Origin of the sequence: Streptomyces albiflavescens (assembly GCF_014645835.1) — a bacterium.
Classification (GTDB): Bacteria; Actinomycetota; Actinomycetes; order Streptomycetales; family Streptomycetaceae; genus Streptomyces; species Streptomyces albiflavescens.
This window is the reverse complement of sequence record NZ_BMMM01000013.1, coordinates 150,062-168,412: the sequence shown is the minus strand read 5'-3', so window position 1 is coordinate 168,412 and position 18,351 is coordinate 150,062. Positions and strand designations below refer to the sequence as shown.

Genomic DNA, 18,351 nt, shown 5'->3' with positions numbered 1-18,351 from the left:
GCCGTCCACGTTGCGACTCTTTATTCTTCACAGTTGAAGTACTGGTCAGCCCGGCCATGGCCCCCGGCGGACCCTCGCCTCCGGTACGTCAGCCGATCCGGAACGAGGACCATGGCGGCGTCTGTCAGTTGTGCCCGCGCCCGCCGCCCAGACGTTGCAGCACAGCACGCGCCATGGCTTCCTCGCCCTTGGCATTCGGGTGTGCCGGAGCCGCCGGGGAGGTTGGCCGCAGGGGCTCGATCCAGCGGTCCTCGGGCGCCTTGCACATGTCGTGACCGCGGGTGGGCCCGTACGTGTCGACGTACTCGGCCCGGTTCAGCTGCGCCACCAGGCGGAGCATCAGGTTGAGGCGCTTGCCTGTGTCGCGCAGGTAGGGAAAGTCCTGGGCTGCGAAGGGCACCGCGGGGGCGCAGCCAATGCCGTCGTCCGGCAGGAGATCCGGGTAGCCGACCACGAGCACGCGCGCGTGCGGTGCCCTGCCGTGCACGGCCCGGAGCACACTGGCGACCTTCGGCGCCGTTTCCAGGATGTTGAGGCTCAACTGGTCGACCCCGGAGGAGCTGTAGTGGCGTTGGCAGGGGTTTCCCGTCGGATCCGTGGCATAGAGCTGGGCGCACGTGCCGATGATGGAGCTGAAACCGATGTCGTTGCCGCCGATCTGAACGGTCACCAGGTCGGTGTCACGCCCCAGGGCGTCCAGCTGCGGGCCGTTCGTGCCCTGCGGCTTCCACATGTGCTCCGTGGTGGCTCCACCGCAGCTCACGTCCTTGAACGCGGTCGCTCTTCGCTCCGCCGCGACCAGCGAGGGGTAATTGTGGTCGGAGCGGGCGCAGTTCGCGTCCACCTGCTGCGGGATCCCCGGCCCCGAGGTGTAGGAGTCGCCCAGGGACACGTAACGCGAACCGCGGCCGAGGCCTGCGCCGTCCGCCGCGGCGGGTGCCGCGGAAACGACGGAGGCGACGACCAGCGCACAACTGCCGACCGCCGCACCGATGGAGGTCGCTCGTCGGCGCCTGGGCGCCGTGGTGCCCGGATGCGTAGGCTGCTTCATCGAGGTCCTCCCCCTGAGTCCGTGGCGGCTTGCAGGGCCGGAGCCAGGTCCGGTCCGACCGCGCAAGCCCGACGTGGCTTGTATACCGGCCAGTTGGTTCTTGCGACCAGAGGTAGGAAGCCGTCGTCTCCCGCTCGTCCGGGTCTCGCCTTCACCCCGGCCGGCTGACCCTCATGGCGCCGGCTGCGGCCCGGCTGCCGCGATGCGCAGGAACTCCCGCACCAACGGTTCGTACGCACCGTCGCGGGAGACGAGGGAGAGCTCCACGATGTCGGAGCGGTCTGCGAGGGACCGGTAGGCGATGGAGGGCTGCTTCTGGCGTACCGTCACTTTCGTGGGCACGTGCTTCACACACACACCGATATTCACGCGTCCAGTCCTCCGCGCCTGACAAGCTGGCTTGCGATCACATTGCGTTGAATCTCGTTGGTGCCCTCGCCTACGATCATCAACGGGGCGTCCCGGAAGTAGCGTTCGACGTCGAACTCGGTGGAGTAGCCGTAACCGCCATGAATACGGACGGCATTGAGGGCGATCTGCATGGCCGTCTCCGAGGCGAACAGCTTCGCCATACCCGCCTCCATGTCCACCCGGCGCCCAGCCTCTGCCTCTCGGGCCGCGTAGAGCGTCAGCTGGCGGGCGGCGGTGAGTGAAGTGGCCATCTCCGCGAGGTAGTTGCCGATGGACTGGTGCCGCCAGATCGGCTTGCCGAACGACTCGCGCTCCTGGGCGTAGGCGAGGGCGTCCTCGAACGCGGCCCGGCCGACGCCCAGGGCTCGGGCGGCGACCTGGAGCCGTCCGGTCTCCAGGCCCCTCATCATCTGTGCGAACCCCTTGCCCTCGACACCGCCGAGCACCGCGTCCGCCGGCGCCCGGTAGTCCTCGAAGGACAACTCGCAGCTCTCCACGCCCTTGTAGCCGAGCTTGGGCAGGTCACGCGAGACCGTGAGCCCCGGGCCGTGCTCGACCAAGAGGATGGAGATGCCCTGGTGCGCGGGGCTCGCCTCGGTGTCCGTCTTGCACAGCAGGGCGATCAGTTGCGAACGGCGGGAGTTGGTGATCCACGTCTTCGTCCCGTTGACCACATAACCGTCCGCGTCCTGGCGGGCGACCGTGTGCATCGCCTGCAGGTCGGAGCCGCCGCCCGGTTCGGTCAGTGCCATCGTCGCGCGGACCTCGCCGGTGGCCATTCGCGGCAGATAGCGCCGCTTCTGCTCCTCGGTACCGAAGTGCAGCAGCAACTTGGCGACCACGTTGTGCCCGCCCATGGCCCCGGCCAGGCTCATCCACCCGCGGGCCAGCTCCTCGGTGACCAGCACATAGCAGGGAACGGAGACGGGGGTGCCGCCGTACTCCTCGGGGATGGCGAGGCCGAAGACGCCGAGCTGCTTCATGTGCTCGATCAGGGCCTCGGGGTAGGTGTTCGCGTGCTCCAGTTCCTGGACGACGGGCTTGACGTCCCTGTCGACGAAGTCGTGCACCGTACTGACGATGAACTGCTCGTCCTCGGACAGGACGTCGAGGGTGCTCATGCTCTGGCGCTCCTTGCTGGGGGGCTCAGGGGTGGCGGGGTGGCTTCGGATGACATGGTCGGCCCGCAGGCCGTCGATCTCGATGCGGCCGTACCCCAGGTCGGCGAGGATCGACTCGGTGCCCTCGCCGAATGCGGGGACGGCTCCCATCCCCTCCCTTGCGGAACGCGAACTCGTCAATGCCGAGTACTGGCGGGGCGCGAGCCGGTACCGGCGGGGCGCGAGCCAGTACCGGCGGGGCGCGAGCCAGTACCGGCGGGGCAACCTGTTGTCCTGTCAGTCCAGAGGCCTCAGCGGGCGCGGAAGCCGGCGCCTGGGCCGTCTCCCACCGCGATCAACGGCCGCGCGCCGTCGGCACGGCACGTCCCCGGTTCATGACGGCCGCCCGCCGAACTGCCAGTCGTGGACCTCTATCTCCGCATACCGGTCCGGGGTCAGAACGGCACGTGCCTTGTCCGGGTCTGGGGCCCGGACCAGCACCGCCGTACCCAGCCAGGTGGTGGCGTCGTCCGACAGCAGCGGTCCGAACGCGATCAACTCGTCCCGGTTGGGCGGCACGACGAGGTCGACAGCCTGCCCCGTGCCGAGACCGAGCACCAGGTACCGGTTGCCATCGGTCCGGCCGCCGGGGAAATCCCACATGGTGCGCCCCAGCACGTTGCGCCACCGACGCAGCAGCACGTCCCGGTACACGCCGGCCTGGTAGTTGGGCTCGTCGAAGGCGAACGCGCGGGCATCGGCGGGATCGGGCAGATCGAGGATGTGCACGCTACCGGTAGGCGTATCGCCGTCGTCGGCGAAGGTCGGGCCACGCGCGATCATCTCCGTCGCGTACTGGTCCATGTAGGACCAGTGCTCTTCCAGCAGTTCGTCGCGCAACGCCACGGAGCCGGCCCGATCACGGTGGTAACAGAAGAACTCCATGACCACAGACCTTTGCCCAACGTACGGCAGCATCTCAACTGGCTTTTGGAGACGATGACCGCACGCTCCGAACGGAGCCGCGTTCCGTCGGACGGCGTAGCCATCACGCAGGCGCGGTCACAACCCGTCCGTCACGAGGCGACCGTGCCGGCCGCAGCCCTCAACGAGTGGCTGTGACCAGCCGTGGTCACCGCCGCCATTGGAGTATTCGGCACGCTCAGGCCCGATCCGTGCGCCGCCGCCCGGCGACCGTCATCCTGCGTGGTGCTCCCGCCGCGCGTGCTTCCCTGCCCATGGGCCGGCTGTCGGCTTGCCCGTTCCGCCGGGCGGTCCTGACGGGTTCACAGGACTGTTGCGGTGTCCTTGACGGCGGCGAGGCGTTCGATCATGCCGAGGCTGTAGCGGTCGCGGCGGACGACAGTGAAGCCGGCCTCGCGCACGAGGTGCAGCGGACGGCGCAGCTGATGGTCGTCGGCGAACGCGACCATCAGCGGATCGAGCAGGCGCTGCACCAGTCGCACGGCAAAGCGATGGCTGATGACGTGGTCGATCAGGAGCAGCGTGCCGCCGGGCTTGAGGACGCGGTGCATCTCGGCGACGGCCGTACGGTCGTCGGGGATGCAGCACAGGGCAAGGGCGCACACCACGGTGTCGAAGGAGGCGTCGGGGAAAGGCAGTCGGGTGGCCGGCGCCTCGACGAGAGGAACCTTCAGGCCCACTTCGTCCGCCCGGGTGCGGGCGCGGTCCAGCATGGCCGAGGACAGGTCCACGCCGGTCACGTCGGTGCCGTTGGGATAGAAGGGGAGGTTCAGGCCGGTGCCGACGGCGACCTCCAGAACGCGGCCGCGAGCCTGGGAACACACCCACGAACGGCCGTCGCGGAGCATGTACCGGTCGAAGCGGCGCATCCAGCTGTCGTAGCGTGGCGCCTCGCGCTCCCAAATCCGGCGGGTCCGCTCGTCCGCGTCGCTGCCCTGTCGCATGACGGTCCCCTTCCCGGCTCGGAGTCCAGCTCCAGCTCCAGCTCCAGCTCCAGCTCCAGCTCCAGCTCCAGCTCCAGCTCCAGCTCCAACGTAGTACAGGGCCCAAGCCACACTCGTAGGGCCCTTCGGGGTCGAGCCGGTCCATCACCATGGGAAGTCCCGCCCAAGGACTGAGCGGTGCGCCATTCGAGGGAACGGCGGGTGTCGCGGAAAAGGGCCGGGAGGCGCGGCTCGTACGTTCGGCTGGCGTGACATACGTATCGAGTGATCGCGCATCCGGCCCCACCCGCCGCACCGCTCTAGCCGGGTTCGTCGGCGGGGCCGGGGCCATGCTGGCCGCCGGGTGCACCCCGTCGGACGCGTCGCCCGCATCGGCGTCCACCCCCGGCCGCACGGCCTCGGCCTCCGCCCCGGCGGACGGTCCCACGCCCGGGGTGATGACCCTCTTCAAGGACTCGGCCTTCAACTTCAACGGGCTCCTCGCGCTCGGCGCGTCCGGCTACGGCGCCGCAGAGGTGGGCGAGGTGCTCACCGCGGTGAACGCGATCAACAAGGCCGGCCTCTCCGCGCAGACGTACACCGAGACCTTCAGGAAACTCGGCGATCAACTGATGGGGGCGCCCCAGGGCAGCAAGCCCGGTACGCAGACCACACGCTTCCGTGCGCTGCGGGCCGCCCAGTACTACGGCCAGGCGCTGTTCTTCGTCCTCGGCACCGACGACCCCGGCAGCGAAGAACAGCTGTACAAGGCCGGACGCGGCGCCTGGGACAAGTTCTGCGAGCTGTCCGACCCGGCACCGGTGAAGGCCGACATCCCGTACGGGAAGACCCCGCTGCCGGTGTGGTTCTTCCGACCGGACGACTCCGCCGAGCGGCGCCCCACCGTGATCCTCACCAACGGCAGCGACGGACAGAACGTCGACATGTGGACCTACGGCGTCTCGGCCGCTTTGGAGCGCGGCTGGAATGCACTCGTCTATGACGGGCCCGGCCAGGGACAGCTGCTCTTCGTGAACCAGGTGGTCTTCACACCGCGATGGGAGACCGTGGTCACGCCGCTCGTCGACTGGCTGGCCGCCCGCTCGGACGTGGACACGGGCAAGATCGCCCTGACCGGGCTGAGCATGGCCGGAGACCTGGCGCCCCGGGCCGCGGCCTTCGAGAACAGGATCGCCGCTCTGGTGGCGATGCCCGGAGTGCTCATGCCCTGGCTGGGCTTTCCCCCTGAGATCCGGGAGATCCTCACCCCGGACAAGGCGAAGACCAACAACATCTGGAACAAGGAGGTCGTGCCCCAGTTGCCTCCGTCCGCGGCTGCGACGTTGAAGAAGCGCTTCGAGCCCTTCTCCGTGCCGGCGATGCTCGACGCCCGCGCGGGCAAGATGTTCACCGACTTCTACACCCCCGCCACACTCATCCAGTCGCTGGACATCACGAACGTCGTGGGCCGCATCAAGATGCCCACGCTGGTCCTCGACTACGACGACGAGCAGTTCTATCCCGGCCAGCCGCGTCAGATGTTCGACAAGCTGACGGCTCCCAAGGACTACGTGAAGCTCACCAGGGCCACCGGCGCGCAGCTGCACTGCTCTCCGATGGCCCCGCAGCAGCACTGCGAGGTCGTCTTCGACTGGCTGCAGGAGAAGCTGAGGGGCCGCTGACTTCTGCGGTGACCTACTTGTCGCCGCTCGACCATGCCGCGCACCGTTCGGACCGGCTCCTCGCGCCGGGGGCTGGAACTGGACCGAACGCCCCTCGTCGCACAACCACTGCCGAATTCGCCAACGGTGTCCCTGACGGGACAGACATGACCCCGGCCCCGACCGCTGGGGACGTCACAACAGTGCGTCGAGGGTGACGGGAAGTGAGCGGATGCGCTTTCCCGTGGCGTGGTGCACGGCGTTGGTCACGGCGGCGGCGATACCGACCAGGCCGACCTCGCCGATCCCCTTGGTGCCGATGGGGCTACCTCGGCCGCGGTCGCCCACGAACACCACATCCATGTCAGGCACGTCGGCATTGACGGGGATGAGGTAGTCGCCGAAGGTGCCGTTGGTGATCCGCCCGCTGCGGGCGTCGGTGATGGTGTCCTCGAAGAGTGCCATGCCGATACCGCCGACGGTCCCGCCGACGATCTGGCTCCGGGCGGTCTTCTCGTTGAGGTTGCGGCCGCCGTCGATCACGGACACGATCCGGGCGATGCGTACGAGTCCCAGCTCGGCATCGACGCGTACCTCCACGAACTTGGCGCCGAAGGGACCCGCCAGGGCCATTCCCAGCTCGTCCTGTGACCGGGGTTTGCTGTAGCCGTTCGCCGTCAGCTCCGCCAGCCCGTACCGGCTGAGGATGTCGGCGTACGCCTCGGCGCGGCCGCCCCTCCGAGTCGGTCTCATCCAAGAGACACGGCCTGACCGAGACTTAACCGGCGTCCAACGGCCTTTCGAAGAAGGTCTCCAGAACCACCGTTGCCTGCGTCCCGCTGACCCCGTCGATCGCGTACAGACGGCGCAACACGTCCTGGAGCCGCTCGGTGGTCGCGGTGCGCACCTTGACCAGGACGGCCGCGCTGCCCGCGATGACGTGCGCCTCCTGGATCTCCGGCACGGCGGCGAAGTCATCGGCCCGGTCGCCCATCCAGGCCGTCGAGTCGACCAGCACGAAGGCGAGGACGCCGCGGTCGAGCGCCGCGGGGTCGACGTCGACCGTCGTGGCCCGGATGATCCCCTGCTCGCGCAGCTTGCGCACGCGCTCGTGCGCGGCACCCGCCGACAGGCCGACCGCCTTGCCCAGTGCGGCGTACGACTGGGTGGCGTCCCGCTGGAGCAGCGCGATCAGCTGACGGTCGATGTCATCTACTGGTTTCACGCGATGACCATACTTGGTTCGGGCATATGCGTGCTACGTTGAATCGCATTCTGGTCAATCCTTCTGAGAGGACACCATGTCCGCCGACGGCCTGTACGAGATCCTGGACGACCGCTTCCGCACCGGACGCTGTGCGAACGGCGACAGCAGGCTGGAGGTCCTCTACGGCGGCTGCCGCTGGGCCGAGGGCCCGCTGTATCTCCCCGCCTGGCGCCAGTTGATCTGGAGCGACATCCCGAACGACCGCATCCTGCGCTGGGACGAGGCCACCGGCACGGTCGGTGTCTTCCGTACCCCAGCAGGCCACAGCAACGGCAACACCCTCGACCGGCAGGGCCGCCTGGTCACCTGCGAGCAGGGCAACCGTCGCGTCACCCGCACCGAGCCCGACGGGACCGTGACCGTCCTCGCCGACCAGTACGCCGGAAAGCGGCTCAACAGCCCGAACGACTCCGTCGTACGCTCCGACGGCACGATCTGGTTCTCCGACCCGGACTTCGGCATCACCAGCGACTACGAGGGCCATCGCGCCGACTCCGAGATCGGCGCGTGCAACGTGTACCGGATCGACCCCGCTACGGGGGACGTGCACCTCGCCGCCGACGGGTTCGCGGGACCCAACGGCGTCATCCTGTCCGCCGACGAGATGCGGCTGTACGTCTCCGACTCGCGGAGCGCGCGGATCCACATGTTCGACATCCGCGAGGACGGCACACTCTCCGACGGGAAGGTCTTCGCCGAGGGCCGGGGCGACGTCCACTTCGACAACATCCGCTTCGACGACGAGGGCCGCCTGTGGGCCGCCGCCCTGGACGACGGCGTCCACTGCTACGACCCCGACGGCACCCTCATCGGCCGACTGCGCGTGCCCGAGCCCGTCTCCAACATCGCCTTCGGCGGCCCGAAGAACAACCGCCTGTTCATCACGGCCACCACCTCCCTGTACTCGCTGGTGATGTCGGTGACCGGGGCGCCGCGCCTCTAGGCCTCGGCCCGGTGGAGGCGGAGAAGTGTCTGGGCTGTGGCGGTGACGATGTCCGCGGGGAGACGGAGCGACCACCGCCGTGTGGTGCGGCAGGGCCTCTACGGCCGCTGCCGCACCGCGCGGAGGGTCGCGTAGCCCTCGCCCGGGCGCGGGGGCCGGCAGCGGCTCGGGCACCGGTTGCCGCCCTCGTGCCGGACGTTTCTGGCGGTGAGCGACGGCTGGCGGCACGCGGGCGGCTTCGCCTGGCTGCTCGCCGGCACCGACCGGGTCCGGTCGACGATCCTGGCAGCCACCATTGACAAGGCAGTGGAAGCGGATGACCTTCAACATGCCGCCCTCGCAGAGCAGTTGCACTACGAGGTCGACCTTGGGCCGCGGCGCCTCCGGGCCGCTCACTTCGTCGATGTGGATGTTCTCGTGGTCGACGTCGGACCACAGTAGGGTGTCGACCCTGGTGATCGGGGTTCTGGTCGGCGGTGCCCTGTCCCACGAGTCCGGGCCGTCCATAAATGGCTGGCGCGCATCCTGATGCAGCGGGATGATCCGGAGGGTCCGGGCCGACTCGAACCCATGTGATCGCGCTCCACCTGTCCAGAGAGGGAGTTGCGATGACCGTTGTCGCGTCCGAGCCGTCCGGGTCCCAGCCCGAGGTCCGTGCCGCGGCCGGGGCGCTACGCGGCAGCCGGGAGGCGGGTGTGGCGGTCTTCCGTGGCATCCCGTTCGCCGAGCCGCCGGTCGGCTCGCTGCGTTTCGCCGCGCCGCGGCCGGTACGGGGATGGGACGGGGTGAGGGCGGCGGTGTCGTACGGACCGCCACCCCCTCAAGGCGGCCATTTCGGCATGGACGCGCGCTCGCAGGACGCGGTGGGCGACGACTGGCTGACGGTCAACGTCTGGTCGCCCGAGCCGGGCCCGGGCGGAGGGCTGCCGGTGATGGTGTGGATTCAGGGCGGCGCTTACACGATCGGCATGTCGGGTCTTCCCGAGTACGACGGCGGCCGCCTGGCGCGTAGCGGTGTCGTCGTGGTGACGTTCAACTACCGTGTGGGACTTGAGGGTTTCGGGCAGATCGAGGGGGCGCCGGCCAACCGGGGTCTGCTTGACCAGGTCGCCGCTCTCGAGTGGGTGCGTGACAACATCCGGGCCTTCGGCGGCGACCCCGACCGCGTCACGGTCTTCGGCCAGTCGGCAGGCGCCGGATCGGTCGCGGCGCTGCTGGCGATGAAGCGTGCGGCCGGGCTCTTCTCCCGGGCCGTCGCGCAGAGCGTGCCGGGCACGTTCTTCTCGCCGGCGCTCGCCGCCGACATCGCCACCGCCTGCGCCGCCGAGCTGGGACTGAGGCCCACGGCGGCCGACCTGTCCACAGTGGCCCCGGCACGGTTGTCCGCCGCCGGTGATGCGGTCGGCGGCAGGATGGCCGAGTGGGCCGAACGCTGGGGTCCGGTCGCGCACCGGTCGATCCCGTTCTCGCCGGTCGTCGAAGGGGAGATACTGCCGGTCACCCCATGGCAGGCCCTGGCCGACGGCGCCGGGCGGGACATCGAGCTCCTCGTCGGCCACACCCGCGACGAACAGCGCCTGCTCACCGCGCTCGACGGCCTGCTCGGCCAGGTGACACAGGAACAGGCGGCGACCGCGCTGCATGTCTTCGGCCCCGGCCGAGACGGCGCACGCCGTTACCGCGACGGCTTTCCGGCCGCGAGCCCGGACGAGCTGCACGAACTGGTCCAGTCCGACTGGCTGTTCCGTATGCCGAGCCTCCACCTCGCACAGGCCCAGACCGTCGCCGGCGGCCGTGCCCACGTCTACGAGTTGACCTGGCCCGCCCCGGGCATGGGCGGCGCCCTCGGCGCCTGCCACGGCCTCGACGTACCGCTCGTTTTCGGCAATCTGGACCGCGGCCAGCCTGCCATGCTGATCGGCGAAGGCCCGTCCCCGGAGGCAGAGGCGCTTTCCACCAGCATGCGCGCCGCATGGACGGCGTTCGCCACCCACGGCGACCCCGGCTGGCCCGCGTACGACACCGAGCAACGCCTCGTGCAGCTCTTCGACAGCCGGCCGGCTGTCACCGCCTACCCGGAGGAAGCCTCCCGCCTGATCTGGCAGGACCACATTTTTCCCGTACTGCCGCTGCTCGGCCAGTAGCGTCAACCGGCCCGGATCGACAGCTGCGTGAGCCGGAGGCGACACGACCCCGACCGGGTCGTGGCCCAGCTGCAGCAGCTCCTGGGTCCCACGCCGGACGACGCATGATCGCCCCGGGTCACGCGCCGAGGGCCTCGGCCTCATATGCTCGGGTGCAACCATTCGAGTCCAGAGGAGCGGAGCAATGAGCCAGAACGTCTTTTTCGAGGTGACTGCCGACGGCGAGCCGATCGGTCGTATCGAGTTCAAACTCTTCGACGACGTCGTCCCGAAGACCGCGCAGAACTTCCGTGAGCTGGCCACCGGCGAGCACGGCTTCGGCTACAAGGGCTCGCCGTTCCACCGCGTCATCCCGGACTTCATGCTCCAGGGCGGCGACTTCACCAACCAGAACGGCACGGGCGGCAAGAGCATCTACGGCGAGAAGTTCGCCGACGAGAACTTCAAGCTCAAGCACACCAAGCCGGGACTGCTGTCCATGGCCAACGCGGGCCCGAACACCAACGGCTCGCAGTTCTTCGTCACCACCATCGTCACCGACTGGCTGGACGGCAAGCACGTCGTCTTCGGCGAGGTCGTCGAAGGCATGGACGTAGTGAAGGCGATCGAGGCGCTCGGCAGCCGTAACGGCGCTACCGCCAAGAAGATCGTCATCTCCGACTGCGGCACTGTCTGACTGGTCTGACTGCTGTTTGAGTCGGTTGGCCGACTCAAACAGCCCTCGTCGACGGCGGAAGGCGTGTCCGCTTGAGCCTGTGCACAGGCGGACAGGCCGACTGCCGGTCCCCTGCGGGGAGATGTGCCGGATGCCTCGGCGCCGCGGGTGGTCGCGACAGGGACGAAACGGTGTCCTTGTGCCGTGCCCGTCGCCACGCCAGGCCCCCTTTGGGCCTGGCGACTTCCGCATTGACCCAACCGAATGATTCACCGGCACCGCAGGGTGAACGGTGAGACTGTGTGCCCCGCGCCGACGGCAGTCGGCCGCTCTCGGTCATTAGCGTTGGCTCTTGTGTTGATGAGCCATGCCTTTGTGAATCTGAAACCCGGAGTGGGAAAGACGACCAGCGCTGTCTGGTTGGCTCACGCACTTCACGAGTCGGGCATCTCACCGCTGTTGGTGGACAGCGACCCGGCCTCCTCCGCGCTGCGTTGGAGCGAATTGGCAGGAGGCTTCCCGTTTCCCGTGGTCGCCCTTCCGGTCGGCGATGTGCACCGGCGTGTGAACGACTTCCTCGGCAATCGGCAGGCCGTCGTGTTCGACGCCCCGCAGATGGAGGACCACGCGCATATCGCCCGGAGCATCATGAGGTACGCGAGCGAGTGGATCGTGCCGGTGACCCCGGCCCCCATCGAGCTGGACCGCATGGCGCCCATCGGCGGTGAGATGGGCGACGTACAGTCCCTGCGCGCCCAGCCGGCCCGCGCCACCGTCCTGCTGAACCGGACCAACCGGCCCGAGGCCACGCGCACAGGTCCTGATGCCGACGCGCGCGAAGCCCTCACCGAACGGGGCTTCGACGTGCTGTCCACCCATATTCCACGGCTCGACTTGTACGCCCAGTCATTCGGCAGCACGGTCGAAGTCAAGGGCTCGGCCTACATGGACCTCGCAGACGAACTCATCAAACGTCAGGACAAGGCGTGAATCAGCGTAAAGACACCTACCGAGCCGCACTGCAGCGCGGGCCGGAAGTCGCCGCACCCCGTCACACCAAGGTCACTCAGCTGCACACCCGATATCTCCGAGTGACCATCGAGCTCGACCCCGCCCTGCCGCGCGACCTCACCCGATGGGTGGGACCACACGTCTCCGCGCTCCTGCGCGCGAGCGCCGCCGTGCTGCGTCCCCAGAGAAGCACCACGTAAGCCGGGCGGCACACGCCCAGGGCACGGTGCGTGGGCCGCAGGCGGCCATGAACCGGCGGCAGCACCGACCAGGTCCAAGAACTCGGCGGTCCCCTCGATCTTCCTCACCGTCCGCCCGGCCGGTGTCCGGCGGCGGAGGGCGGCCGGGGGTTTCAGCGCCACCCGGGATCGGCAGGGCTGCGGATCCCTGCAGCTTCGGTGGCTTGGGGCGCGAGAGGCAGTGCCGGGTGCTCTCGCCCTGCTGGGGCCGAGGGAGGACCATGGGAGATGAGCCACCAAGGGAGGCGCGCCATGACATCCGAAGCCTCGGATTACGACACCTGGCTGTACTCTCACACTCCCTCCCAGGCCGAGGGCGAGCGCGACGAACCGGCTGAGCGTGCAGCCATGAAGCACCCGGACGTCCCCAGGACCGAGCCGTCCCAGGCGGAGGGCGAGCGGGTGGACGACATCGATTCCGCGTGACCGCAGCGAGCCGGACTGAGCGTTGCTGGGTCCGGCTCACGCTTGTGGTCAACACACCGGGCGTGCTGCAGGTGCCGCGGGCGGTCCGTCAGCCGGCGTCGTCGGGGGTGAACGTGACGGGCAGCTGTGCGGGGCCACGTAGACCGCCCGAGCGCCATCGCAGTTCGCCGGGCGACACGGCCAGGCCGAGGTGGGGCAGGCGGCGCAGGGCGGTTCCGATGGCGATCTGGCCCTCGAGCCGGGCCAGCGGCGCTCCCAGGCAGTAGTGGATGCCGTGCCCGAAGGCGAGGTGCGCGTTGTCCTGCCGGGTGATGTCCAGGCGGTCGGGGTCCGGGAACCGCGCGGGGTCGCGGTCGGCGATGGCGGAGGCGACCAGCACGGTCGCCCCGCGCGGGATCGTCACTCCCGCGATCGTGACGTCCTCGCGCGCGAACCGTGCGATGCCGGGGTTGACCGGACCGTCGTAGCGCAGGAACTCCTCGATCGCACCGGGCAGCAGTTCCGGATCGTCCCGCAGCATCCCCAGCTGGTCGGGGTGGGCGAGCAGTGCGGCGATGCCGCCGCCGATCAGATTGACGGTGGTGACGTATCCGGCCACCAGTAGGAGGAAGGCCATGGCGATCAGCTCGTCCTCGTCCAGCCGGTGTTCCTCGTCTCGGGTGGCGATCAGCGCGCTGAGCAGGTCGTCACCGGGCCGGGCTCGCTTGTCTGCGAGGAGTCTGGTCAGGTACGAGCGCATCTGCCGCCATGCCCGGCCCACCCGGACCGGGTCCGGCGGCTCGTCTCCTTGAAGGATCATTTCGTCGGTCCACCGCTGGAAGTCGTGCCGGTCGGCGACGGGCACGCCGAGCAGTTCGCGGATCACGGTGACCGGCAGCGGCAGCGCGAAGTCCTCCACGAGGTCGGCCTTGCCGGCGGGCACGATCGCGTCGAGCAACTGGTCGGTGATCTCCTGGACGCGCGGCCGAAGCTCGGCCACCCTGCGGGCGGTGAACGCCTTGGAGACCAGGCGGCGCAGGCGAGTGTGGTCGGGCGGGTCGGAGCGGAGCATGGTGCGCAGCATCGACTCGCGTTCCGTGGCGGGCAGCCGCTCGAGCAGCCGGGGGTCCGAGGCGTCTCGCACGTCGCTGCTCAGCCGTGAGTCGGACAGGGCTGCGAGGCCGTCTTCGTAGCGCGTGACCAACCATGCCTCGAGGCCGCCGGCGACGACGGCGCGCCGTACCGGGCCGTCCTCACGCAGCTGCCGGTAGAGCGGGAAGGGATCCGCCATGAAGGCCGGATCGGCGTATGGCAGAAGGACCGGCTGCTGGCTCATCGGGTCTCCAGGGGCGTCACGATCCCACACGGCGAACTTGTTCATTTTTGAGGGTATATGTCCCAATGGCTTGGGTCGCGGACGACACCGAAGGGAAGGACTGCGATGGAGCGGACAACGTGCTGCGTGGTGGGCGGAGGCCCCGCGGGAATGGTCCTCGGCCTGCTGCTGGCCCGGGCCGGCGTAGCCGTCACGGTCCTGGAGAAGCACGGCGACTTTCTGCGCGACTTCCGCGGCGACACAGTTCATCCCTCGACCCTGGCGCTGCTGGACGATCTCGGCCTGGCCGAGCGCTTCGCCCGTCTGCAGCAACGTCGGGTGACCACGGTCCAGCTGCCGCTCGGCGTGGACGGTTCGCTGATCACCGTCTCGGACATCAGCGCGCTGCCGGAGCCATACAACTACGTGGCGATGGTGCCGCAATGGGACTTGCTCGACCTCCTCGCCGACGAGGCCAGGAAGGAGCCGTCCTTCTCCGTGCGGATGAGCACCGAGGCGACGTCCTTCCTGGTGGAACATGGACGGGTCACCGGAGTGCGATACCGCACGACCGACGGCCGCACCGGCGAACTGCGGGCCACCCTCACGGTGGCCTGCGACGGTCGGAGCTCGCTGGCCCGGTCGCGGCCCGAACTGCGACTGCGGCAGTTCACCTGTCCCATGGACGCCTGGTGGTTCCGGCTGCCACGGCGGACAGGCGACCCGCACGGGCTTGTGGGCGGCGCCGGCGACCGGTTCCTCACCGCGCTGATCGACCGTGGGGAGTACTGGCAGTGCGCCGCGCTGATTCCCAAGGGGACCGACGCCGAGCGCCGCGCCGCCGGACTCGAGCGGTTCATGGCCGACTTCTCGGCCGCCGTGCCCTGGCTGGCGGACCGGGCCCATGCGCTGCGGTCATGGGAAGAGGTGAAGATGCTCGACGTACGGCTCGACCGCCTCCGGCGCTGGCACCGCCCGGGACTGCTGTGCATCGGCGACGCGGCACACGCGATGTCACCGGTCTTCGGCATCGGCATCAACCTCGCCGTCGAAGACGCGGTGGCCGCGGCGCGGTATCTCGTCGGGCCGCTGCGCAAAGGTGTGGTCGGCCTGCGGGACGTACGCGGCGTCCAGCGGCGCCGCTGGCCGACCACGGCGGCAACGCAGGCACTGCAGCGGATCGCTCACGCGAGGGTCATCGCGCCCGTGCTCGGGGGACGCCCGCCCCTCGGCAACGCCAGGCGGGCGGAGCGGATGAGCAAGCTGCTCACCACGTCACCGTGGCTGAAGCGCGTGCCGGCGTACTTCATCGGCTACGGCGCTGTGCGCGAGCGTCCGCCCGTCGAGTCGGTGCGGTGAGCTGCAGCGCACGGCTGGCGGTGCTTCGTTGGGCTCTGGCTCTGCGCTTCTGTCATACGGGCCTGGCAGCACGGGGAGATGCGCGACCGTGACCGTCGACCACAGACGTGGAAACGGGAGCTGCTCGTGCTGCAGGTCCGCATCCCTGCGGGAAACTCGCCCGTTGCGAGGGCCTTCATCGCCCGTTGCGAGGGCCTTCGAGGAGGCGTCGGCCAAGTTGTGCTACAGGCGCGACCCTCAAGGTTCACAGACTCAGCGTGATCGCAGCGCCGATACCGCCCAGGCCGAGGGCGACGGCGGCCTCGCCCCAGCCGCCCGCGCCCCAGCGGAAGAACCGGTCGACAGCGAGCCGGCCCGGACCGATGGCGGCGACAGCCAGGGCAACGATGGCGATGCAGACGCTGTACTCCACGCCGCCATTCTGCTCCCACAGACCGTGAGCGCCGGTGACGGTCGCCATGGCATTGATCATCACGCCGATCACGGCGGCGGCCGCGAGTGGAGTGAACAGTCCTGCGGCCAGGCCGAGGCCACCGAGGAATTCGGACAGGCCACCGATCACGGCGAAGACTTTTCCCGGGCGGAAGCCGAGGTCGGCGAACCCCTTGGCGGTCGCCGTCAGGCCGCCACCGCCGAAAATCCCGAACAGTTTCTGTGCGCCGTGCCCGGCCAGCAGCAGGCCGAAGGTCAGTCTGATCAGCAAAAGGCCCCAGTCGGCCGCGGACGACGTCGCCGCGGTGGTGACATCCGCTCGCGATTCCGTAGGACTCGAAAGAGAGCTCAAGATGTGCTTCGTATCCATTTCAATGCTCCGGAAAGAACGCCGGAACGGGAGTACCCCCAGCTCGGACGGGCGCCGAGGCACTGGTCGGCGGTATGCCCTGCGCGGCATCGCAGAGCACAGACCACCCCTGCCGATCCTTCCGCAGCGACCATGACCATGCATCTGGGCGCCGACTGAAGACCGGCTCAGCCCAGGTAGAAGTCCTTGCGGGCGGCCACGAACGCCTCGATGGTTTGGGCAGGTACCCCGGTGACGCGTTCGACGTCATCGGATGCGCGGTCGTAGCGGTTCTCGCGGTGCAGTCGGGCCATGGTGACGATGTGCTGTTCGGTGTGCGGCGGCAGGCCCACCTTCGCGAGCGTCTCTGCCCGCCACTGGTCCAGCGGCACGTCGACATAGGTCACCGGACGCCCGAGCGCCTGTGAGAACTCCTCGGCCATCTCCGTCATGTCGACCGTGCGGGGCCCGGTCAGTTCGTAGACGTGACCGATGTGTGGAGCGGGGTCGCGGAGCACGGTGGCGACCACCCTGGCGACGTCGGCCACGGCGACCGGTGAGGTCCGCCCGGTACCGAACGGCAGCGCGATCGTGCCGTTCGCCCGGATCGACTGCGCCGCCAGCGTGGTGAACAGCGCATTGTCCAGGAACGACGTCGGCCGGATGTGGATCACGGGCAGGCCCGACCAGTTCAGTACCTGCTCTGCCAGCCAGTGCAGCCGTTGCTGGTGGGACTCCGCGGTGCTGGTAGCGGTCATCTGCGACACCGTCATCTGGGACATGTCGACCAGGCCGTCCAGCTGCCCGTTCTCGCGGGCCACGGTGGCCGCCACCGTCGCGGCCAGCAGATGGTCCGGCGACACGGGCATCGCGAAGTACATCCTCTTGACGTCGTTCAGCGCGGCCGCGACGGTCTCGGGCCGGGTCAGATCGCCGATGACGACCTCCGCGCCGAGCGCCCGAAACGTTGCCGCACGATCGTCGTCGCGACGGACCATCACGCGCACCGGCACGTCCTGCGCGCGCAGTTGGTCGAGGACGGTGCGGCCCACGTCACCGGCGCCGGTGATGAGAACAAGGTTGCCGGCAGACATTGGCCATTCTCCTTCCGCTTGGACAGCTGGGTAGTTGAGTGGTGGCGTGATCGCACGTGCGTTCAGCACGTGGCAGGGGTCAGGCGGCGACTGCGGCGCGCCGCCGCATCAGCCGAGGACGCAGGCCGACCAGGACGCCGGCGATGACGGCCCACAGAGCGAGCGTGATCACAGGGCCTGCTGTGTGTGCGCCGTCGAAGTAGCTCAGGTCGGTGATCGCGCGGACGGCCGCGCCAGGTGGCAGCAGTGCGGAGACGGCTCGGGCTCCGGCAGGCAGCAGATCGGCGCCGATGGTGGCACCACTGGTGGCGTTGCCGGCGGTGAGGAGTACAAGGGTGGCCACCGGGACCCCGATGGGGCCGAGATAGGTGCCGAGCAGCTTGGTGGTGAAGGCAGCCGCAGCTGCCAGCAGGGTGAGCGTGCAGACCAGCGGGACGACCGGGGCCGGGACCGCTCCCAGTACGGGGCCGGCGATGATCGCCGCGACGGTGCCGATGGCCGCGGAGGCGCCGGCCAGCAGCCAGAACCGGTGGCGCAGGCGCAGAAGACCGGTCAGGCCGAGAGCGTTCGAGCCGAGGACGAAACCGGCCAGGGTCACGCCGAAGGCCATGTAGAAGCCGGCCAGTCCCCGGGCGTCGAAGTGGGCCAGGGGGACAACATCCTCGGTGGTGACGTGCTCACCCGCACCGGTTGCGTAGGCGCCGACGAGGTTCTTCACGGCCGATGTGGTGGACGTGCCGACTGCCCCCGCGATCTCCAGGTGCAGCCGGCCCGGGCCGTCGGCGCTGAGCGCGGCGACGACGTCGTGGCGCTCGAGTGCCGCGCGCGCGTCCTCGGCACCGGCGGCCGGCTGGACATCGACAGTGCCGCCGAGGGCCTGGCCTATCTGGCTCGGCAGGTTCGGTCCGCTGACCGCGAGGGGGATCTGGTGGGGCTGAGGGTCGCGCTGCAGGCCCACGTAGCAGCCGATGAAGGCCGCCACGACGATCAAGGCGATCACTGTCGGCT

20 protein-coding genes are annotated in these 18,351 nt (G+C 69.3%); 9 read left to right on the top strand and 11 right to left on the bottom strand.

The window, feature by feature from the left end:
- Positions 1 to 124 precede the first annotated feature (124 nt).
- From IEY95_RS31495 to IEY95_RS31475, 5 genes are all read right to left on the bottom strand, one after another.
- On the bottom strand, positions 125 to 1,051 hold the full coding sequence (locus IEY95_RS31495) for an SGNH/GDSL hydrolase family protein (RefSeq protein WP_189189565.1): 927 nt from the start codon (positions 1,049 to 1,051) through the stop codon (positions 125 to 127).
- 171 nt (positions 1,052 to 1,222) lie between these two features.
- Positions 1,223 to 1,420: a type 2 periplasmic-binding domain-containing protein gene (locus IEY95_RS31490; protein ID WP_189189564.1), complete on the bottom strand. Its 198-nt coding sequence runs from the start codon at positions 1,418 to 1,420 to the stop codon at positions 1,223 to 1,225.
- Entirely contained in the window at positions 1,417 to 2,583 is a 1,167-nt protein-coding gene (locus tag IEY95_RS31485; protein ID WP_189189730.1) for an acyl-CoA dehydrogenase family protein, read from the bottom strand. Before IEY95_RS31485 ends, IEY95_RS31490 begins: the two co-directional genes overlap by 4 nt.
- Positions 2,584 to 2,955: 372 nt before the next feature.
- Entirely contained in the window at positions 2,956 to 3,507 is a 552-nt protein-coding gene (locus tag IEY95_RS31480) for a YciI family protein (RefSeq protein WP_189189563.1), read from the bottom strand.
- Positions 3,508 to 3,848: 341 nt separating this feature from the next.
- Positions 3,849 to 4,490 carry a class I SAM-dependent methyltransferase gene (locus IEY95_RS31475; RefSeq protein WP_189189562.1) on the bottom strand — a complete coding sequence of 214 codons (642 nt, stop codon included), beginning with the start codon at positions 4,488 to 4,490 and terminating at the stop codon, positions 3,849 to 3,851.
- 248 nt (positions 4,491 to 4,738) lie between these two features.
- On the opposite strand from IEY95_RS31475, the gene IEY95_RS31470 reads away from it, so the two are divergent.
- Positions 4,739 to 6,151 (top strand): alpha/beta hydrolase family protein, encoded by a 1,413-nt coding sequence (locus IEY95_RS31470; RefSeq protein ID WP_189189561.1) that lies wholly within the window; start codon positions 4,739 to 4,741, stop codon positions 6,149 to 6,151.
- A gap of 174 nt (positions 6,152 to 6,325) precedes the next feature.
- On the opposite strand, the gene IEY95_RS31465 is transcribed toward IEY95_RS31470, so the two are convergent.
- Together IEY95_RS31465 and IEY95_RS31460 are read right to left on the bottom strand one after the other, a co-directional pair.
- Positions 6,326 to 6,883, bottom strand: a complete 558-nt coding sequence (locus IEY95_RS31465; RefSeq protein WP_189189560.1) for a molybdopterin cofactor-binding domain-containing protein — start codon at positions 6,881 to 6,883, stop codon at positions 6,326 to 6,328.
- Positions 6,884 to 6,908: 25 nt separating this feature from the next.
- Positions 6,909 to 7,355 (bottom strand): Lrp/AsnC family transcriptional regulator, encoded by a 447-nt coding sequence (locus IEY95_RS31460; RefSeq protein WP_189189559.1) that lies wholly within the window; start codon positions 7,353 to 7,355, stop codon positions 6,909 to 6,911.
- Between the two features lie 76 nt (positions 7,356 to 7,431).
- Between IEY95_RS31460 and IEY95_RS31455 the strand changes: the two genes are divergently transcribed.
- The 7 genes from IEY95_RS31455 (at position 7,432) to IEY95_RS31425 (ending at position 12,815) form a co-directional block, all read left to right on the top strand.
- Entirely contained in the window at positions 7,432 to 8,340 is a 909-nt protein-coding gene (locus tag IEY95_RS31455) for an SMP-30/gluconolactonase/LRE family protein (protein ID WP_189189558.1), read from the top strand.
- Between the two features lie 207 nt (positions 8,341 to 8,547).
- Complete coding sequence (locus IEY95_RS31450) at positions 8,548 to 8,781, top strand: hypothetical protein (protein ID WP_189189742.1); 234 nt, start codon at positions 8,548 to 8,550, stop codon at positions 8,779 to 8,781.
- 167 nt (positions 8,782 to 8,948) lie between these two features.
- Positions 8,949 to 10,484, top strand: a complete 1,536-nt coding sequence (locus IEY95_RS31445) for a carboxylesterase/lipase family protein (RefSeq protein ID WP_189189557.1) — start codon at positions 8,949 to 8,951, stop codon at positions 10,482 to 10,484.
- A 184-nt stretch (positions 10,485 to 10,668) separates the two neighbouring features.
- A complete protein-coding gene (locus IEY95_RS31440) occupies positions 10,669 to 11,160 on the top strand; it encodes a peptidylprolyl isomerase (protein WP_189189556.1) in 492 nt (163 codons plus the stop codon).
- 243 nt (positions 11,161 to 11,403) lie between these two features.
- Positions 11,404 to 12,129 (top strand): nucleotide-binding protein, encoded by a 726-nt coding sequence (locus IEY95_RS31435; protein ID WP_308429359.1) that lies wholly within the window; start codon positions 11,404 to 11,406, stop codon positions 12,127 to 12,129.
- Positions 12,126 to 12,350: a hypothetical protein gene (locus IEY95_RS31430; protein ID WP_189189554.1), complete on the top strand. Its 225-nt coding sequence runs from the start codon at positions 12,126 to 12,128 to the stop codon at positions 12,348 to 12,350. Before IEY95_RS31435 ends, IEY95_RS31430 begins: the two co-directional genes overlap by 4 nt.
- A 291-nt stretch (positions 12,351 to 12,641) precedes the next feature.
- Positions 12,642 to 12,815, top strand: coding sequence for a hypothetical protein (locus IEY95_RS31425; protein ID WP_189189553.1), 174 nt, complete (start codon positions 12,642 to 12,644; stop codon positions 12,813 to 12,815).
- An 88-nt stretch (positions 12,816 to 12,903) separates the two neighbouring features.
- Here IEY95_RS31425 and IEY95_RS31420 read toward each other — a convergent pair whose 3' ends face one another.
- Entirely contained in the window at positions 12,904 to 14,130 is a 1,227-nt protein-coding gene (locus tag IEY95_RS31420; protein ID WP_189189552.1) for a cytochrome P450 family protein, read from the bottom strand.
- Positions 14,131 to 14,235: 105 nt separating this feature from the next.
- On the opposite strand from IEY95_RS31420, the gene IEY95_RS31415 reads away from it, so the two are divergent.
- A complete protein-coding gene (locus IEY95_RS31415) occupies positions 14,236 to 15,468 on the top strand; it encodes an FAD-dependent oxidoreductase (RefSeq protein WP_189189551.1) in 1,233 nt (410 codons plus the stop codon).
- Between the two features lie 244 nt (positions 15,469 to 15,712).
- Here IEY95_RS31415 and IEY95_RS31410 read toward each other — a convergent pair whose 3' ends face one another.
- The 3 genes from IEY95_RS31410 to IEY95_RS31400 all read right to left on the bottom strand — a co-directional run bounded on the left by IEY95_RS31410 (position 15,713) and on the right by IEY95_RS31400 (position 18,334).
- The gene (locus IEY95_RS31410; RefSeq protein WP_189189550.1) at positions 15,713 to 16,270 is read right to left on the bottom strand and encodes a DoxX family protein; all 558 of its coding nucleotides are present in this window, start codon (positions 16,268 to 16,270) and stop codon (positions 15,713 to 15,715) included.
- Positions 16,271 to 16,437: 167 nt separating this feature from the next.
- Positions 16,438 to 17,343 carry an NmrA family NAD(P)-binding protein gene (locus tag IEY95_RS31405; RefSeq protein WP_189189549.1) on the bottom strand — a complete coding sequence of 302 codons (906 nt, stop codon included), beginning with the start codon at positions 17,341 to 17,343 and terminating at the stop codon, positions 16,438 to 16,440.
- A 79-nt stretch (positions 17,344 to 17,422) separates the two neighbouring features.
- Positions 17,423 to 18,334: a hypothetical protein gene (locus tag IEY95_RS31400; RefSeq protein ID WP_189189548.1), complete on the bottom strand. Its 912-nt coding sequence runs from the start codon at positions 18,332 to 18,334 to the stop codon at positions 17,423 to 17,425.
- Between the last annotated feature and the right edge of the window lie 17 nt (positions 18,335 to 18,351).

Coding starts and splice junctions, on each gene's coding strand:
- IEY95_RS31495 (WP_189189565.1), bottom strand. CDS start 1,051: ATGAAGCAGCCTACGCATCCGGGCACCACGGCGCCCAGGCGCCGACGA.
- IEY95_RS31485 (WP_189189730.1), bottom strand. CDS start 2,583: ATGAGCACCCTCGACGTCCTGTCCGAGGACGAGCAGTTCATCGTCAGT.
- IEY95_RS31480 (WP_189189563.1), bottom strand. CDS start 3,507: ATGGAGTTCTTCTGTTACCACCGTGATCGGGCCGGCTCCGTGGCGTTG.
- IEY95_RS31475 (WP_189189562.1), bottom strand. CDS start 4,490: ATGCGACAGGGCAGCGACGCGGACGAGCGGACCCGCCGGATTTGGGAG.
- IEY95_RS31465 (WP_189189560.1), bottom strand. CDS start 6,883: ATGAGACCGACTCGGAGGGGCGGCCGCGCCGAGGCGTACGCCGACATC.
- IEY95_RS31455 (WP_189189558.1), top strand. CDS start 7,432: ATGTCCGCCGACGGCCTGTACGAGATCCTGGACGACCGCTTCCGCACC.
- IEY95_RS31445 (WP_189189557.1), top strand. CDS start 8,949: ATGACCGTTGTCGCGTCCGAGCCGTCCGGGTCCCAGCCCGAGGTCCGT.
- IEY95_RS31440 (WP_189189556.1), top strand. CDS start 10,669: ATGAGCCAGAACGTCTTTTTCGAGGTGACTGCCGACGGCGAGCCGATC.
- IEY95_RS31435 (WP_308429359.1), top strand. CDS start 11,404: ATGATTCACCGGCACCGCAGGGTGAACGGTGAGACTGTGTGCCCCGCG.
- IEY95_RS31425 (WP_189189553.1), top strand. CDS start 12,642: ATGACATCCGAAGCCTCGGATTACGACACCTGGCTGTACTCTCACACT.
- IEY95_RS31420 (WP_189189552.1), bottom strand. CDS start 14,130: ATGAGCCAGCAGCCGGTCCTTCTGCCATACGCCGATCCGGCCTTCATG.
- IEY95_RS31415 (WP_189189551.1), top strand. CDS start 14,236: ATGGAGCGGACAACGTGCTGCGTGGTGGGCGGAGGCCCCGCGGGAATG.
- IEY95_RS31410 (WP_189189550.1), bottom strand. CDS start 16,270: ATGGATACGAAGCACATCTTGAGCTCTCTTTCGAGTCCTACGGAATCG.
- IEY95_RS31405 (WP_189189549.1), bottom strand. CDS start 17,343: ATGTCTGCCGGCAACCTTGTTCTCATCACCGGCGCCGGTGACGTGGGC.